This window comes from Gloeotrichia echinulata CP02, assembly GCA_038087035.1.
GTDB lineage: Bacteria > Cyanobacteriota > Cyanobacteriia > Cyanobacteriales > Nostocaceae > Gloeotrichia > Gloeotrichia echinulata.
Genome location: CP051187.1, coordinates 4,375,839 through 4,389,963, shown reverse-complemented (window position 1 = coordinate 4,389,963; position 14,125 = coordinate 4,375,839). Strand labels below are relative to the sequence as shown.

At 42.6% G+C, this 14,125-nt stretch carries 11 protein-coding genes; 4 read left to right on the top strand and 7 right to left on the bottom strand.

Annotated elements, in window-relative coordinates:
• The first annotated feature begins 172 nt into the window (after window positions 1-172).
• The 3 genes from HEQ19_19330 (at window position 173) to glpK (ending at window position 5,202) form a co-directional block, all read left to right on the top strand.
• Window positions 173-1,408 carry a glycosyltransferase family 4 protein gene (locus tag HEQ19_19330; protein WYM01327.1) on the top strand — a complete coding sequence of 412 codons (1,236 nt, stop codon included), beginning with the start codon at window positions 173-175 and terminating at the stop codon, window positions 1,406-1,408.
• An 820-nt stretch (window positions 1,409-2,228) separates the two neighbouring features.
• Window positions 2,229-3,395 carry a PAS domain-containing protein gene (locus HEQ19_19325; GenBank protein WYM01326.1) on the top strand — a complete coding sequence of 389 codons (1,167 nt, stop codon included), beginning with the start codon at window positions 2,229-2,231 and terminating at the stop codon, window positions 3,393-3,395.
• Window positions 3,396-3,681: 286 nt separating this feature from the next.
• Complete coding sequence (gene glpK, locus HEQ19_19320) at window positions 3,682-5,202, top strand: glycerol kinase GlpK (GenBank protein ID WYM01325.1); 1,521 nt, start codon at window positions 3,682-3,684, stop codon at window positions 5,200-5,202.
• Window positions 5,203-5,288: 86 nt separating this feature from the next.
• On the opposite strand, the gene HEQ19_19315 is transcribed toward glpK, so the two are convergent.
• The 4 genes from HEQ19_19315 to HEQ19_19300 form a co-directional block, all read right to left on the bottom strand.
• Window positions 5,289-5,456 (bottom strand): hypothetical protein, encoded by a 168-nt coding sequence (locus tag HEQ19_19315; GenBank protein ID WYL98124.1) that lies wholly within the window; start codon window positions 5,454-5,456, stop codon window positions 5,289-5,291.
• The gene (locus HEQ19_19310; GenBank protein ID WYM01324.1) at window positions 5,453-6,493 is read right to left on the bottom strand and encodes a hypothetical protein; all 1,041 of its coding nucleotides are present in this window, start codon (window positions 6,491-6,493) and stop codon (window positions 5,453-5,455) included. The genes HEQ19_19315 and HEQ19_19310 overlap by 4 nt, the downstream gene beginning before the upstream one ends.
• 10 nt (window positions 6,494-6,503) lie before the next feature.
• Window positions 6,504-6,749 (bottom strand): hypothetical protein, encoded by a 246-nt coding sequence (locus HEQ19_19305; GenBank protein ID WYM01323.1) that lies wholly within the window; start codon window positions 6,747-6,749, stop codon window positions 6,504-6,506.
• A gap of 581 nt (window positions 6,750-7,330) precedes the next feature.
• A complete protein-coding gene (locus HEQ19_19300) occupies window positions 7,331-7,585 on the bottom strand; it encodes a hypothetical protein (GenBank protein WYM03507.2) in 255 nt (84 codons plus the stop codon).
• Window positions 7,586-8,476: 891 nt separating this feature from the next.
• On the opposite strand from HEQ19_19300, the gene HEQ19_19295 reads away from it, so the two are divergent.
• A complete protein-coding gene (locus tag HEQ19_19295; GenBank protein WYM03506.2) occupies window positions 8,477-11,461 on the top strand; it encodes a HEAT repeat domain-containing protein in 2,985 nt (994 codons plus the stop codon).
• Between the two features lie 110 nt (window positions 11,462-11,571).
• Here the strand turns inward: HEQ19_19295 and HEQ19_19290 are convergent, their stop codons facing one another.
• The 3 genes from HEQ19_19290 to aroB form a co-directional block, all read right to left on the bottom strand.
• Window positions 11,572-11,835, bottom strand: a complete 264-nt coding sequence (locus HEQ19_19290) for a hypothetical protein (GenBank protein WYM01322.1) — start codon at window positions 11,833-11,835, stop codon at window positions 11,572-11,574.
• 508 nt (window positions 11,836-12,343) lie between these two features.
• Window positions 12,344-12,913, bottom strand: coding sequence for a Uma2 family endonuclease (locus tag HEQ19_19285; protein WYM01321.1), 570 nt, complete (start codon window positions 12,911-12,913; stop codon window positions 12,344-12,346).
• Window positions 12,914-13,019: 106 nt separating this feature from the next.
• Window positions 13,020-14,123, bottom strand: a complete 1,104-nt coding sequence (aroB, locus tag HEQ19_19280) for a 3-dehydroquinate synthase (GenBank protein WYM01320.1) — start codon at window positions 14,121-14,123, stop codon at window positions 13,020-13,022.
• Window positions 14,124-14,125 lie beyond the last annotated feature (2 nt).

Below are 14,125 nucleotides of genomic sequence, written 5' to 3'. Positions count from 1 at the left end.
ATCGATGTGTTGCCAAGATTTTTTGAATTGGTATTAATTATAAATTAAGTCTCATGTTTCTACTATATAGCCTTGCCACTTTCTAGAGAGTGAACTAAAATTTGGCAATTGGGTCTATAGGTTATAAAAATAAAAAACTATCATCTACAAAAAGGAGTAAATAAATTATATTATGCGAATACTCATGATATCGTCAACTTTTCCCTATCCACCTAGTCGCGGTGGCACGGAAATTAGAACTTTTAATTTGCTCAAATACCTCCAGCAGAAACATTCGATAATTTTAATTACTCAATATAACAAAGACGTATCAAATGCTGAATTAGAGGAATTACGTAAATATGTCAGTGAAATGATAGCGTTACCTTTACCAGCAGAACCCCAAAATCAAGGTGGTATGAGAGGATTATTGCCAAAAGTAGGGCGCTTTATGGAATCAGTCATGAAAGCAACGCCACCAAACGTTTTGCATCGCTATTCTCCAGAAATTCAAGCGGTAGTGGATAGTTATGTTCAGGCGAAAAAGTGTGATGTGATTACCTGTGAACATAGTGTGAATGAAATATATATAAGACCAGAATATCGCCACAATATGAATACGGTTGTTGATGTACACAGTTCGGTTTATGGTTGGACTCGTGACCATCTAGAAATGGACGCTTCACAGAATCCGCTACGCGATCGCCTGTATTTGGAGTTGGTCTTAGCCCGTTACGAAAAGCGGTATTGCACTAAATTTTCCCAGATTGTCGTCACCACAGAGGACGACCGCCAAGAATTTCTCAAACTTCGTCCTGACATTGATATTCAAGTAATTCCTAATGGTGTAGATTTAGAATTATTTCCCTATCGTTCACAAGATATAGGCGGACATCAGTTAATATTTGTCGGAGCAATGGATGCATCTCATAACATTGATGCAGCTCGTTTTTTTGCTTTAGAAGTATTGCCAGAACTGCAAAAGCTTTATCCTGATGCTACATTTAGTATTGTCGGTGCTAGACCAACACCAGAAGTTTTAGAACTGAAAAATATTCCTGGAGTAGTTGTCACTGGTTCTGTACCTTCTATGGTAGAATATCTACATCAATCTACTGTTTGTGTAGTCCCGCTACGAACTGGTTTTGGGATTAAAAATAAAACTTTAGAGGCAATGGCAGCTGGTGTGCCAGTAGTAGCAAGCAATCGCGGTTTAGAAGGACTAGCCGTAGATGGTGCGGGAACATCGCTACGCGCATTACGAGCAAATGTCCCCACCGAGTATATCACGGCTATTAGTCAACTATTTGATAACCCACAACTACGCTCTCAATTGTCTGCTAATGGTAGACAATTAGTAGAAACGGAATTTACCTGGGATATAGCCGGTCAACGCTATGAGCATATTTGTCTTGGGAGTAACTGCTAACCGTTAACCGTTAACAGTTGCGATTAAATATCAGGACTTACGCTAGTGTCACATTTAAAGAATGGTGCGTGACGCCACAAGTCTTGTGACTACTTACAATATTTATCGCTGCGTCACGCACCCTACGATTATTATTGTGCCCCCAGAGTAGGTCTTAAAAAGAATACTCTGGATAAATAAAAAAAAGAGTGCATAAAAAATTACATTAACAAACTAACTGTATTCACGCTCACAGAACAACTTAAAATTCATCCTATGTCTGTGGTATTAGAGGCTTGATTCCTACGGTGGAAGTTAGGCTAGGCTGGCGAAGTTATGCTGTTAAATAATCGCAATTATCTTAGGTCAGCAACTAGTGCATTATATTTAACTAATTTATAAGATTTTTATCACCAAAGGTAGACGCAATTTTTAGCAACAAGCTGCAAACTGTTTTCTGGCAATTTATCTGCGACTGTAAATGAAGTATCAACCCTATATCATTGCTATATTATTAATTTGCGGACGACATCTAGATTCAGCATATATATTGAGTTGTAACTACCTGGTGATAGAACTAATCGGATACCAATACTGCGTAGGTTTTGGTTAAAAAATAAAGTTCCTCAACTCAATCTACGAATATTGTTAACCGAGCAGTATTGAATCGAATACTAGTAGTTTAGTAGTTAAATAATTGGCAATCACCCAGGATAAATGTACAGTTTTAGACTTTATTTTGGCAGATATCACTTAGTAGCTAAAGGAGCGCTGCAATTTATTTCAGATATATATTGGACTTTTCTGCTTAACTTCTGCAAGCAAGTAGCGGTGATTTAAGGTGAACATAGAACAATTTATCCAACGCGCAGAAACATTGCATACACGATTAGCAGATTTGTATCAAACTGCTAGTGTCTTACCTTGGATTCCACCGGATCTGCTACCGCAAGCTTTTAAGGAACTCTATACCACCTCAAGGATGGTACAGTTAGCAGCAGAGGAATTGTATCAAGAAAACGAAGAATTAATACAAACCCGAAATTGGTTAGAAGCACAACGCCAGCGTTATTATGATTTATTCGAGTTTGCTCCCGATGGCTATTTAGTAACTAATTCCGAAGGTATCATCGAAGAAGCTAACCTGACTGCGACTCAGTTGCTCAAAGTTTCAAAGCACTTTCTGTTAGGTAAATCCATGATTAACTTCGTCCCTTTAGAAGAACGTCAGCGTTTTTGTAGCGAACTCATCGATCTTTCTCAATCAGACAAGGTTAGAGAGTTAGTTATACGCTTACAGGAACGTCATGGCGATATCTTTGACGCAGCTTTGACAGTAAAAGTTGTGCGGAATCAACAGGGAAAAACTATTTCTATACGTTGGCTAATGCGTGACATTACAGAGTATCAACGAGCGGAATCTGTCTTAGTAAAAAACGACACTGATATTAGCCAGGATCGCCCTATACAAAAATATTCTAAAGGAGAAATTATAGTTCTCAATCCGTTGGTGATTTGCTATGTTCGTCAGGGTTTAGTTAAGTTGAGTACATTTTGTGAAATGGGTGAAGAAGTGCTGATTGGATTAGCAACAAAAGGTATGATTTTTAGCTCTAGTATGACCTCTTTACAGATTTACCAAGCTATAGCTATATCGGATGTTGAATTAGTGTCAATTTACTTAGCAGAAATAGCAAATTCTCCAATACTGAGCCATATTCTTTTACCAAAATTCAATCAGCGGTTACAGCAGACAGAATCTTTATTAGTCATTGCTGGTAGACGCAGGGTACAAGACCGGTTACAGCATTTCTTGGAGCTTTTGAAGCAGGAAGTTGGTGAACCTATGCTTGAAGGAACTCGTCTCAGTGTTCGCTTCACTCATGAAGATATTGCTAGCGCTTGCTGTACTACTAGAGTTACGATTACACGCTTGATAGGTAAATTACAACAAGAAGGTTTTATTAGTTTTGATGCTAAAAAACATATGATTTTGAAAAATATATAAATTGGTTGATTGTTGATTGTTGACCTTAAGTAGTAGTTAGTAGTAGGGTGGGCAATGCCCACCACAAGCTGGATTAGGTTGTCTTAGCCCTACGTGGATTTCAAAAATCAAATATGAGTCTTATATATATAGCGTTTCTCGCCCTAGTGAGTACATCGGTAAGGGCACGGCAGTGCCGTGCCCCTACATCGCGTGATACAATTTTGTACCTCATCTGAATAGGAAGTGCTATATCCTGATTTTATCTTAAATTGGTAAAATCGCGATCGCAGTATTCAAAGCGGCTATGCAGACACTTGGCAGTACAATTGGATCATCGGGCTATATTCTGGCTTTGGACTTGGGCACAACGGGTAATCGTGCCTTTGTGTTAAATGCAGAGGGTCAGATTGTGGGGCACGCTTACAAAGAACTAACTCAGTATTATCCCCATCCAGGATGGTTAGAACATGATCCTGTAGAAATTTGGCAAGATACTTGCTCTTTGATGCAAACGGCGATCGCTAATTCCCAAATTCTCCCTGGGGAAATTGTGGCAATTGGGCTGACTGTGCAGCGCGAAACTTGCCTAATTTGGGATAAAATCACTGGTAAACCCCTCCAACGGGCAATTGTCTGGCAAGACCGCCGTACTGCTCCCCTGTGCCTGCATTTACAACAGCAAGGCTATGCTGCGGAGATTTACGATCGCACTGGATTGGTGATTGATGCCTATTTTTCGGCTACTAAACTGAGCTGGCTATTAGATCAGTTTCCTGATGTTGACCGCACCAACTTGTTAGCTGGGACAATTGATACTTGGGTGCTGTGGAACTTGACAGGACGCAAAATCCATGCTACAGACCACAGCAACGCCAGCCGCACCATGTTAATGAATCTCAAAACGGGGGAATGGGATGAAACCCTATTGGATCTGTTCCAGATTCCGGCGGAAATTTTGCCGCAAATTCAGCCCAGTTTGGGATTATTTGGCGTCACCGACGCGGCTTTATTGGGGGCGACCATTCCCATTACCGCGATTTTGGGCGACCAGCAAGCGGCGTTGTTTGGTCACGGCTGCGATCGCCCTGGTTTGATGAAATGCACCTACGGCACTGGTAGCTTTTTAGTCGCTCATACTGGTGCTGAAATTGTCCGTTCCCAACATCAACTCATTTCCACCGTCGCCTGGACGCAAAACCACAGCGGGACAATGGAAGTCGGCTATGCTTTAGAAGGCAGTATGTTTACCAGTGGAGCTTGTATCCAATGGCTAAGGGATGGACTTAAACTGATTAAAACTGCTGGCGAAACAGAAGCAATGGCGAATCAAGTTACAGATAATGGCGGAGTATATTTTGTCCCCGCCTTTAGTGGGTTGGGTACACCATACTGGGATATGAGCGCCAGGGGAGCCTTTTTTGGCTTAACAGCTAACGTCAAACCCCAGCATTTAGTCCGCGCCGTCCTCGAAGCGATCGCCTATCAGGTTCTGGAAGTAGTACAGGCGATTAATGCATCTAGCAGCACGCCGGTGGGGCGATTAACAGTAGATGGTGGCGCTTGCGAGAATAATTTTCTCATGCAATTCCAAGCAGATGTCTTAGGTATTCCCATTGAACGCCCGATGATGCGTGATACTACCGTGCAAGGTGCAGCATTTGCAGCAGGTCTATCTGTGGGTTTTTGGGATAGCTATGCAGCACTAGTGCGCCAACGGCAGATTGAGCGCGTGTTTGAGCCTAGTGACAGGAGAGATAATGCATTGAAACAGTTTGTTAATTGGCAACACGCGGTTAAACGTACTTTGGCGTGGGTAGAGTGCTGAGTCGAGATGGGGACTAGGGATTGGGGATTGCACTTCTGGTGCGGACGCTACGCGTAGCTTGCTTCCACGTAGTGGTACGGCTCCGCTCAGTGACCAGGGATTGGGGATTGGGATATGGGGCGACAAATGACAAATAACCAATGACAAATAACCAATGACAAATAACCAATGACAAATGACCAATGACAAATGACCAATGACAAATGACCAATGACAAATGACCAATGACAAATGACGCCCCACAAAATATTCACCCAGAGATTTTCTGACCAATTAAATTTGAGTCCCAGGTATAAACACCAATTTTGTCTGGAACCCTAGAAAATCTTCCTGTGCGATATCCTCTCGATAACTCATTCAACACCTTACTTTTGACCTCTCGAACCTCCTGTGCATCGAGTTCTCCATAAAGTCCGCTGATGATTTCGGCGACCGTGAAAGCTTTCCCCGAATTTTCCTCTAACAGAGAGGTGATTGCATCAATTAAAAATTGACCATCAAATTCTCTCAGCATTGGTACTACCCTGGTTTTAGGCATTATCAGAGGCTTTTTCTTTTTAGGTCTGATAATCCTGGGAGAGCCGTTAGCATTCGCCCTGAGCAAAGCTAAATCAAGAGTATAACAACCAGGCTCGTCAGGAATAGCAAACCAAACATTTCTTTCTCTACCCTGTGTCAGAGAAGATTGGACTCTACCTTTAACTACCTTAAAGATATAGGGTTGTAAATCTCCATAAAGCGATCGCACAATGAAATCTATATGGCACACAGTACCAACATGTTCTTGCAATAGCTGTTTGATCGCTTCCATCCGACTAAGCGGGTGAAACTCAGCCAGCATGGGAATATCAGCCCCTTTGATAGAGTTATAGTTACTCTCGTCGAAGGTAGTGAAAGCTTGATACTCCTTTGTTTGTGTAGCAGCAGTTGGGGAATTATCTGGCTCTAAGTTATCAGAGTCTTCAAATTCAGATTCAACAGACTCCACTAAATCGATATTAGCGATCTGATCATGTGAAACAGATAAACGCTTTTCTTCCTGGGGTGGTAGAGACAAAAGCCTCTCTTCAGGTAGAGTGCGGATTTCATGAGTTACATCATGTGCTATTAGTTGGTTGTTAGCATCTGATGTTGACCAAGTAGATAACAATGCTTCCACATGATTCAGCTGCGATCGCGCCTGGGTGTAGAGGCGTTGGTACTCTTCGACAATCTGAGCATAGTAGTCTCGTAACTCGACGAGTGGCCTGACGAAAGCGTCAGGGGGTGGTTCTATACGTCCCTTTGTCATAATTTCTTAATCAATCCAAATCACTGATACTTTTGTAAGTCATTGGTCTAGGTTTAGCCTTTTTGCTTTGCTCCTGCAATCTCTTAGGTGCTTGCGGAGGGCGGCATTGCTCGCAATATAATGGTCTAGGACCGAAAGTCTCGCGTTTTGTCGTCTCATTGCACTGCTTGCAGACAAAGTTGAAAACACGAGTGTGAATCTCTCTTTTGTGCGCTCTGACAGTATATTCTCTAACGTCAATTACCTTACTAGCCATAATCACCTGTTGTGAATTTTTGTCCTATCAATATAGCTATTCAAGCAAATCAAAATCCATCAGTGTGTATCAAGTTGCCAGTTTTCTTCAAATTAGTCATTTAACTTCATTGAAGACCACTGTCTAATAACTCAATTATGAGTGATTAAATACAGGATACATGTATCAGAGAAGTCTAAAGCTATTAAACCTGTAACTTCTTTTAAACAAGAGTAAGGGGTGTGATATCTTCCCCGGATTTGTGATTTGTGATACATGATGCCATGTCTGACCATCAGTTGGTATCTGTCTATGGTCAAGCGATGATGGGAGGGGGGATGGCAGTATACAGTGTAGGGGCACGGCACGAATAAAATTGTCTGCTATTTGAAAATATTTTGGATGCCGTGCCCCTACTACGACTTTAATCACTAAGTATTGATAAATTTTTGCTGGACTCACAGTCCGCCAGGGACTACAAGTCCCTGTCTCATAGCTTAAGTCCTCTATAAGAGGACTTGAAACTATATTTTTTTTAATGTAAGATGCATCACATATTTTTGGTGGATTCATGGTTTATGCGTAAAGGTGCAAGATCTGAGCTACTTGCGATCGCCCTTTTTCTCCTCATCCTCTAGCTGCTTGGCGCGTTCCAGAACGGGGAAGCATTGGTTAAGTAGCCAAATCATCACTTCAATTGCTGCGTCGCCTTGCTGGATGCGGTCTTTGGCTTGCATACCCAGGAGGGAGATTTGCACAACTAGCAAGAAAGTGATGATTTTTTTGCGCGGGTTTTTTGTTGAAAGTATTTTTTTGACGGCTAGAGTAGCAAATTGTTGAGATGGACGTGTGGACATTGTTAAAACTCCTAACTGATTACTTAACAAATATCCGCAGCAACCCATAACCCACTAGAAGCCAGTCAATGCGAATTGATGCGAGTACCCATCTGCACCCTAAAATTTCCTCCATGACTCAATACAGTTCAGTTAGGCTCGAATGATATACACTGTAGGGGCACGGCATCCAAAATTTTTTCTTCTAATGACAATTTTATTCGTGCCGTGCCCCTACGACAATTTTCCTTACAGCGATTTTCAGGTAAATGAACCACATTTTTATATCTCACGCATTCGCGCAGCGTCCCGTAGGGAAGGCGCATTCGCGGAGCGTCTCGAAGAGAAGGCGCAAAGGAAGAAAGAAATACAGATATCGAGGTGTGGTCTAAATACCTGAAAACTGCTGTAACTGAACTGTATTGCTCCATGAATGGCTAAATTATAAATATCAGCCCTGGGGATGAGAAATCGCGGCTATAAAAACAAAGTCCGCCTTTGCTGACTTGATGTAATACCATTTCACCAAAACCGTGATACATATATATGTGGCGTAGGGGCACGGCATTGCCCAGTGGTGTCAACTTAACGCGAAACCTTGTCCCGACTCCGAATGAATTCGGAGTCTAATAGCAAAAGTCATCTGAAGATGACTAAATACCCCCCGCCAAATCTTGAGTCTACTTCAGTAGACTTTAGCTATTAGCCTTGGAATTCATTCCAAGGTGGGTAGGTTAACCTTGCAATAAGCCATCTGTAGCTTAAGTTGACACCTATGGGCATTGCCGTGCCCCTACCAACGTATTTGTTTCATAATGAAAATGGTATAACCCGCGCAGGCGGGTTTGGTCTGTGTAGCCGCGAATTCCATTCGCCCGGTTTAGAATATGACTACGCCAAACAACTCTACTGATGAACCCAACGCGCAGACCTAAAGGTTTTCTTGGTAGTAACGAAGGTTTGAAAAAACTCCAGGCGAAAAAGCGTGAGAAACGTTACACCTATGAAAACATCAGAAAAGAAGCAAATGTAACTCTTGATCAGGTTAAGCGACTTTTTAACCCACAATGGGGATACAAAATTGGGACAGAAGCTATTGAGTTAATTGCTGCTGTTCTCGACTTGCAACCAGAGGATATTGTTGGCTTTGATGCGTGGAATTCATCAGCTAACGTTAGTGAGGTAGAGACAACAGAGATTAACTGGCGCCAAATTTGCAACGCTATGCTAGAAAGTCAGCAAGCAGCAGCAAGACTGAGACGCCAAGCTACAGAACGAGGTTTTGAACTTAACGTTTATGTTCCCTTGGGGTTGGTGGAACGCAAACAGCAACAACGCCGCCAGCAAGATGAACAACGAGAACGGGAAAAGGTTTATGAGTTAACCGAAGAAGTTATTGTTAAAACTTATGAACATGACGCCTTTCTCAATCAAGTAATTGGACAACAACCAACGGGAAACAATAAACATATAGCCATCATCGGCGAACCGGGAGCAGGTAAGACTACTTTATTAAGCACAATTGCTACTTATATTAAAGACCAAACACAAAACTTATTTATCTATATTTCTCTTGCTAACTTGCAGGGAAGAACGATAGAAGAATATTTACTTCAACGATGGCTACCGGAAGCACTGAGATTCGTTAAATCTGATTTTATTGTTACGCCAGCCGAAATTGAACGTCAATTAATTGAGTGTTTTGGTAAACTACGAATTTGGCTACTGTTAGATGGCGTCGATGAAATGGGGGAAAATTCACCGACGCAAGCATTAGCCAAAATTAATCAACAACTGACAGAATCTTTGAGACAGGCGCGGGTGGTGTTAACTTGTCGGTTAAATGTGTGGGATGCTCAAGTTAAGAATACACTGTCAGGATTTGATACTTATAAAACTCAAGAATTTCAACCAGAACAAATTTATGACTTTATTCAGCAATGGTTTACCTGTGCTAAGAATTGCCAAAAAGGGGAAACACTACAGGCGAAATTAAAAGCAGATAGGCATGACAATATTCGTAAATTGGTAACAAATCCTCTGCGGTTGGCGCTGTTGTGTCAGACTTTTGATTTGGATAGTCAGGGAGAATTACCAGAAACTAAAGCAGCGCTTTACCAAAGGTTTACCCGTTATTTTTATGATTGGAAATCAGAATTATTTCCTGATTTGAGTGACTCTGATGATTTAAAAGATGAATTACACAGCGCTTTAAGCAAATTAGCTTTCGCAGGCATTAACAGTAGTAGTAGGTTTCGCTTACGGCGGCGTTTAGCGCGTCAAGAAATAGGTGAGGAACTGTTTAAATTAGCTTGTGATGTTGGTTGGTTGAATTTAGTAGACAGATTAGCACAAAGCGATGAAGAAGTTTACGCTTTCTATCATCCCAACTTTCAGGAATACTTTGCCGCGTTAGCGGTGAAAGATTGGCACGAATTTCTTAACCATATTCCCGATAACCCAAAACAAGGAACTTATCGCATTTTTGCACCGCAGTGGAAAGAGGTAATTTTGCTGTGGTTGGGAAGGGAAGATGTGAGGAATGAGGAAAAAGAAGCGTTTATTCGGGAGTTGGTGGAATTTAATGATGGGTGTGGTGAATGGAATAGGGAAGATATAGACAAAGGCTTTTATGACTATCGCGCCTATTTTTTAGCAGCAGCGGGAATAGCCGAGTTTAAACATTGTTCCCGAACAGATGAAATAGTCGAGCAAATTGTGAAATGGCGCTTTGGTTATTTCAACACTAATCAACACAAGTGGGTGAAGTTTCTTGGTGTTATTGTAAATGAAGCTGAAACAGCACTACAACAAACAGAACGCACAAAAGCGATCGCTACCTTGGTGCAACTGCTGCAATCACAGGATGTGGATGATGACACCCGTAGGCTGCCAGCATATGGCTTAGGGAAAATCGACCCAGGCAATGAAAATGCGATCGCTGCTTTGGAGCAACTGCTGCAATCACAGGATGTGGATGATTACACCCGTTGGCTGGCAGCATATAGCTTAGGGAAAATCGACCCAGGCAATGAATTTGCGATCGCTGCTTTGGTGCAACTGCTGCAATCACAGGATGTGGATGATTACACCCGTAGGCAGGTAGCAGAAAGCTTAGGGAAAATCGACCCAGACAATGAAAATGCGATCGCTGCTTTGGAGCAACTGCTGCAATCACAGGATGTGGATGATTACACCCGTAGGCAGGTAGCAGAAAGCTTAGGGAAAATCGACCCAGGCAATGAAAATGCGATCACTGCTTTGGAGCAACTGCTGCAATCACAGGATGTGGATTACCGCACCCGTAGGCTGGCAGCAGAAAGCTTAGGGAAAATCGACCCAGGCAATAAAAATGCGATCGCTGCTTTGGTGCAACTGCTGCAATCACAGGATGTGGATAATTTCACCCGTAGGCAGGCAGCAGTAATCTTAGAGAAAATCGGCACAGGCAATGAAAATGCGATCGCTGCTTTGGTGCAACTGCTCCAATCACAGGATGTGGATGATGACACCCGTAGGCAGGCAGCAAAAAGCTTAGGGGAAATCGGCACAGGCAATGAAAATGCGATCACTGCTTTGGTGCAACTGCTGCAATCACAGGATGTGGATGATGACACCCGTAGTGACGCAGCATATAGCTTAGGGGAAATCGACCCAGGCAATGAAAATGCGATCGCTACTTTGGTGCAACTGCTGCAATCACCGTATTTGGATAATTTCACCCGTTGGCAGGCAGCAGTAAGCTTAGGGAAAATCTTACAAAGTAATGAGCAGCGGTTTTTAGCGGTAAAAGCTTTAAAGGATTATTTGCAATTTAATGCTAACTACAATGTCATCTGGAAATGTGCCCAAAACATGCCCTACCCTGATTTCTACAATGCATGGCATGATGGCTAGGGTTCTTCTACCTCAGTCAACACAGTAGGACTTACGCACTGTACAAATTAGCTATTATGTGCATAACGATTGGTTAAGAAAATAAGTAACTAGGTTAAGAAAACAAGTAACTAGGTTAAGAAAACAAGTGGTTTCGTTACCAAGACAAGTACTTTCGTTACCAAGACAAGTGGTTTCGTTACCAAGACAAGTAGTTTCGTTACCAAGACAAGTACTTTCGTTACCAAGACAACTACTTTCGTTACCAAGACAACTACTTTCGTTACCAAGACAACTACTTTCGTTACCAAGACAAGTACTTTCGTTACCAAGACAACTACTTTCGTTACCAAGACAAGTGGTTTCGTTACCAAGACAAGTAGTTTCGTTACCAAGACAAGTAGTACTCTGTCAAGATAAAAATGATGGACTGTAGTGCGGGCATCTTGCCCGCGTGAGCGAGACGCTCACACTACCAAAAATCCCTCAAAACAAAATTGACAGACTAGTCAAGATAAAAATGATCGACTGTAGTGCGGGCATCTTGCCCGCGTGAGCGAGACGCTCACACTACCAAAAATCCCTCAAAACAAAATTCACAGACTAGGGCGTGTTTTCAAACTATTTGTTTAGCCGGATAAATTTTTAGATACCCCTAAATCCACACGATATGATACCAGCTGTAGGGGCACGGCAATGCCGTGCCCCTACGCGAAATCTACATGTGTCAGCGTTTTAGTAGTATTGTATAAGACTTTGAAAACACGCCCTAGTACTTTCGTTACCAAGACAAGTTCGTAGCGATGGCTGCGTCCACCTACCGCCTGTTTTTTCCTAATTTCTCTTAGTGCATTATTTATCTAATTTGTCAATGCGTAAGTCCTAAGTCCTACACAGGAACCGCTATAAAGGAATTTTCGCCTTTTGAAACACCTGCTCAACGGTAAACTCCCACCCTTCAAACAAAGAATCGGTGATGATTTCATCTCCCATATAAGTTTGTGGCGCCGCATCAGGATAAAATACAGTAATGCTTCTGGCTTTGCTATCTACCACCCACACCCGCAAGACTTGAGCATCTAAATAATTTTTGGCTTTGGCTGCCATTTGTCCAAAGGTTTGACCGGGGGATATAATTTCAATTACCAAATCAGGCGGAACAGAACAAGCTCCTTCCTCATCCCAATCGGCGGGTAAACGTTCATTAGATATATATATTAGATCTGGTGTTGGTCCCCAATCTTTACCCCGATGAGTTAATGCGAGAGTCAATTCTGGACAAACTTCTCCTTTACCAGCACACAATTCCTCAATCAAATGGATAAAGGCGCGAGTCAATTTTGAGTGGAATTTTTTAGGTGACATCTTCGGAATTGCTTGACCATCAACAAGTTCGTAGGTGATATCTCCATCGCCTGGGGGAAGGTTGAGGAACTCTTGCAATGTCAATTGATTACTGGCTTGGAGTATCATAATCCAAATTCGGGAGTGGCTAATAAAATTGTAATTACATATCCGCAACACCGCATTTACCCCCACCCCCAGCCCCTCCCCGCAAGCGAGGAGGGGGGAGAGTAATTTATGAAGTTGCTTGCATTGTCTGCAGCACTTGGCGGATAATATCCGTTGGCACCTCATCGGTAATTGTTACTTTACCAATTTGTGTAGGCAGGACAAACCGCACTTTACCCCCTTGGACTTTCTTATCTAATTGCAACGCCTCAATGATGGCTTCAATATCTACCCCTGCTGGTAATTGCGTGGGTAAACCGGCTTTTTGAATTAAGGCGTTTTGGCGTTCTGTATCTTCTTTTTGCCACAATTCCAGTTGTGTAGCTATGTGCCCCGCTGCTACCATACCAATGGCAACGGCTTCACCGTGATTGACTACTCGATAACCCGTAACGCTTTCAACTGCATGGCCGATGGTGTGACCATAGTTAAGAATCGCCCGCAGTCCGCCTTCCTTCTCATCTTCTCCCACGACATCGGCTTTCGCTTGACAAGAATGATTTAATATGTATTCAATCAGTTCTGGCTTAACGTAGCGGATTTGATTCAGGTGTTTACTGGCTTCCAATTCGGTAAACAATTCAGCGTCCCAAATGACGCCGTATTTGATTACCTCCGCCATTCCCGCCCGAAATTCGCGCATCGGGAGAGTTTTCAGAACCGCTGAGTCAATTAATACGAAGCGTGGCTGATGAAATGCGCCAATCAAGTTTTTCCCCTGGGGATGGTTCACTCCAGTTTTACCCCCCACAGAAGAATCTACCATTGCCAAGAGGGAAGTAGGCACTTGGACGACATTAATTCCCCTCAGCCAGGTTGCGGCTGCAAAGCCTGTGATATCACCAATTACACCTCCCCCCAAAGCCACCATCGTTGAGGAACGTTCTAGGCGATTTTCTAAGGCGATATCGTAGAGTTTTTGGATCGAGTTGAGAGTCTTGTAGTGTTCACCCGCTGGGAGATTGTAGCTAGCTACTTCAAAACCAGCGGCTTTGAGCGAAGCGATCGCTCTTTCTCCATAATGCTTGAAAATCGTCGGATTAGAAACCACTAGTACCTTTGAGCCTAGCTGCAAACTGGTTAAATGTGTACCCAGTTCGTCTAAACTTCCAGGTGCGATCGCAATCTCATAAGACTGCTGTGGTAAATTGACATTAATCACAGAACTCATTA

Bases quoted from the DNA above. Each gene is read 5' to 3' on its own strand.
- HEQ19_19330 (WYM01327.1), top strand. From the start codon at position 173: ATGCGAATACTCATGATATCGTCAACTTTTCCCTATCCACCTAGTCGC.
- glpK (WYM01325.1), top strand. From the start codon at position 3,682: ATGCAGACACTTGGCAGTACAATTGGATCATCGGGCTATATTCTGGCT.
- HEQ19_19310 (WYM01324.1), bottom strand. From the start codon at position 6,493: ATGACAAAGGGACGTATAGAACCACCCCCTGACGCTTTCGTCAGGCCA.
- HEQ19_19305 (WYM01323.1), bottom strand. From the start codon at position 6,749: ATGGCTAGTAAGGTAATTGACGTTAGAGAATATACTGTCAGAGCGCAC.
- HEQ19_19300 (WYM03507.2), bottom strand. From the start codon at position 7,585: ATGTCCACACGTCCATCTCAACAATTTGCTACTCTAGCCGTCAAAAAA.
- HEQ19_19295 (WYM03506.2), top strand. From the start codon at position 8,477: ATGAACCCAACGCGCAGACCTAAAGGTTTTCTTGGTAGTAACGAAGGT.
- HEQ19_19285 (WYM01321.1), bottom strand. From the start codon at position 12,913: ATGATACTCCAAGCCAGTAATCAATTGACATTGCAAGAGTTCCTCAAC.
- aroB (WYM01320.1), bottom strand. From the start codon at position 14,123: ATGAGTTCTGTGATTAATGTCAATTTACCACAGCAGTCTTATGAGATT.